Below are 2,159 nucleotides of genomic sequence, written 5' to 3'. Positions count from 1 at the left end.
TGGTTCGGGCCTACAGCAACTTCTTCGCCAAACGGGCGGATTTCCCCCGCTTTTAGAAGAAGGGCCAGAGCGATAGTTTCCGCTACCCGCAGGGTTGCAAACTCGACCAGACCAACAGCCGGATATTCCTGCCATAGCTGGATTGGGTGCTCTATCGCAACAGCCGGGAGGTGCTGGGCGCGGTGAAGAACGTCATAATGAGCCTGTCTGGCGGTAAATGGCATGTATCCATCCAGACCGAACGGGAGGTTGACACCCCCCTCCACCAGGGGGGGGCCGTAGGCATCGATATGGGGATTGCCCGGTTCGCCACCCTATCAGACGGCACTTTCTACGTGCCCTTGAGCAGCTTCAAGCACCACGAAATCGCCTTGCGCAAAGCGCAGCAGGCGATGAGCCGTAAGACCAAATTCAGCGCCAACTGGAAGAAGGCAAAAGCCAAAGTCCAGCGCATCCATGCCCGCATCGGCAATGCCCGCCGCGACTATCTGCACCAGACCTCAACAACTATCAGCAAAAACCACGCGATGGTGTGTGTTGAGGATTTGCAGGTGCGCAATATGTCAAAGTCAGCAGCGGGCACCACCGAGAAGCCGGGTAAAAACGTGAGGGCCAAATCTGGTCTGAACAAGGCCATCCTCGATCAGGGCTGGTTCGAGTTCCGCCGCCAGCTCGACTACAAGCTGGCATGGAATGGCGGGCACCTCATAGCGGTGCAGACCAAGAATACCAGCCGCACATGCCCTTGTTGCGGGCATATTTCGGCAGAGAATAGACAGACTCAGATCACGTTCAAATGTGTGGAATGCGGGTTTGCAGAAAACGCCGATGTGGTCGGCGCAATCAATGTATTAAGGGCGGGGCACGCCCGGTTAGCCTGTGAAGTGAGCGGTGCAATAATGCCGCCAGCAGCAGGAACCCACCGAGGTGATTTGGGCGCTTGCGCCTAGCCACGGTAGGGATCCTCGGCCTTTAGGCCGAGGAGGATGTCAATGGGCACCTGATAATATTGACGGCTTCTCGTGTGAGAGGGGATCCGTCATCTCAGCCTATCGACAATGATTTTTCGATATCGCAAATCCGTGCCATGAGTACTAAAGGATCAAATGTCGATTCTTTGAAGCCAAATTTCTTATAGAACGTTTGTGCACTGGTATCAATAGCATGAACTAAAATTCCTGCTCCACCGACAGCGTTCATTGCTTGTACTGAGCGAATGATACAATCTTTTAAAAGGCCTGCCGCAATGCCTTGACCTTGATAGGCGTCATCCACCCCAAGCCTGGCTAAAATCACCATGGGAATGGGATCAGGGCTATTTCTTCTTAATGAACTGAATGCTTGCTCTCTCGAAACTGAGCCCATGGCAATGGCATAGTACCCAACCACATGGTGAGTGTCATTGACCACATACACTCTCGCAGTTCCCCGCTTTTGACTCTTTAAGGCCTGTTTTCTTAACCAAGTATCGAGTTCTTCGATGCCACATTGAAAGGCGTTAATCTGGTGCTCATCAGTCAGGAGAGTTGGTGCACTTATTCCCAAGGCGCTTTCCTTTTAAACAGATCTTTCATGCCCTCAAGAGTCTGTGGCTCTGCATGAAGTTCGTTATCAAACGCTTCAAAAGCCTTTGCTTCAAGGACAAAATCCCGCTGTTCGGCCAGTATGCTATGCGCTTCATTGAGCGCTGCTTGCTGAATGAACACGGTTCTATCGACTTTTTTTAAACTTGCTGCGGCATCGATAATGTCTCTTACCGATGGTAATACACGCATGTTGATTGGCGCTGTTTTTGTAGCCATGACACCATCCTCTGTATATCTATTTAATATACAGTTTAAACGGTTTTTGCGTGTAGTCAACAGATACACGTTATCTTTTTGGGATGAGATAGGAAAGGCGGTTGCAGTTGGTTGGATTAGAATCGTAGCTTGGATGTTAAATTGCGTGGCAGAACACCCCGCCCATGGCCTCCGCCTCAGATATTTCAACCGTACCGGCGGAGATCTTCTCCAAGTTTCAAATCAGCTTTTATGTCGATCCTGTAGATGCAGTTTATAAAGCGCTGGGAGTGAATTAGCTTAACTCCTTACTGTATACAGGCGACTTGAGTCGCCTATATGAGTTTATAGCTGAATTTTTAAATGCTTCGACGAGTT

General features: G+C 50.3%; 4 protein-coding genes. 1 reads left to right on the top strand and 3 read right to left on the bottom strand.

All coding sequences use genetic code 11. The annotated features are described in order from the left end of the window. Window positions 1–224: hypothetical protein (locus ACRCZA_RS14270; RefSeq protein WP_438675069.1), on the bottom strand; the 224-nt coding region annotated here is incomplete at its 3' end. On the opposite strand from ACRCZA_RS14270, the gene ACRCZA_RS14265 reads away from it, so the two are divergent. Next, complete coding sequence (locus tag ACRCZA_RS14265) at window positions 198–950, top strand: RNA-guided endonuclease InsQ/TnpB family protein (protein WP_438675068.1); 753 nt, start codon at window positions 198–200, stop codon at window positions 948–950. The genes ACRCZA_RS14270 and ACRCZA_RS14265 overlap by 27 nt on opposite strands. 94 nt (window positions 951–1,044) lie before the next feature. Here the strand turns inward: ACRCZA_RS14265 and ACRCZA_RS14260 are convergent, their stop codons facing one another. Both ACRCZA_RS14260 and ACRCZA_RS14255 read right to left on the bottom strand, forming a co-directional pair. Then, on the bottom strand, window positions 1,045–1,545 hold the full coding sequence (locus tag ACRCZA_RS14260; RefSeq protein WP_438675067.1) for a GNAT family N-acetyltransferase: 501 nt from the start codon (window positions 1,543–1,545) through the stop codon (window positions 1,045–1,047). Continuing rightward, complete coding sequence (locus ACRCZA_RS14255) at window positions 1,536–1,802, bottom strand: DUF1778 domain-containing protein (protein ID WP_438675066.1); 267 nt, start codon at window positions 1,800–1,802, stop codon at window positions 1,536–1,538. Before ACRCZA_RS14255 ends, ACRCZA_RS14260 begins: the two co-directional genes overlap by 10 nt. Between the last annotated feature and the right edge of the window lie 357 nt (window positions 1,803–2,159).

This window comes from Shewanella sp., from assembly GCF_051658185.1.
GTDB lineage: Bacteria > Pseudomonadota > Gammaproteobacteria > Enterobacterales > Shewanellaceae > Shewanella.
The sequence above is the reverse complement of the archived record's forward strand: the minus strand, read 5'-3'. Positions and strand labels throughout refer to the sequence as shown.

Coding starts and splice junctions, on each gene's coding strand:
- ACRCZA_RS14265 (WP_438675068.1), top strand. CDS start 198: ATGAGCCTGTCTGGCGGTAAATGGCATGTATCCATCCAGACCGAACGG.
- ACRCZA_RS14255 (WP_438675066.1), bottom strand. CDS start 1,802: ATGGCTACAAAAACAGCGCCAATCAACATGCGTGTATTACCATCGGTA.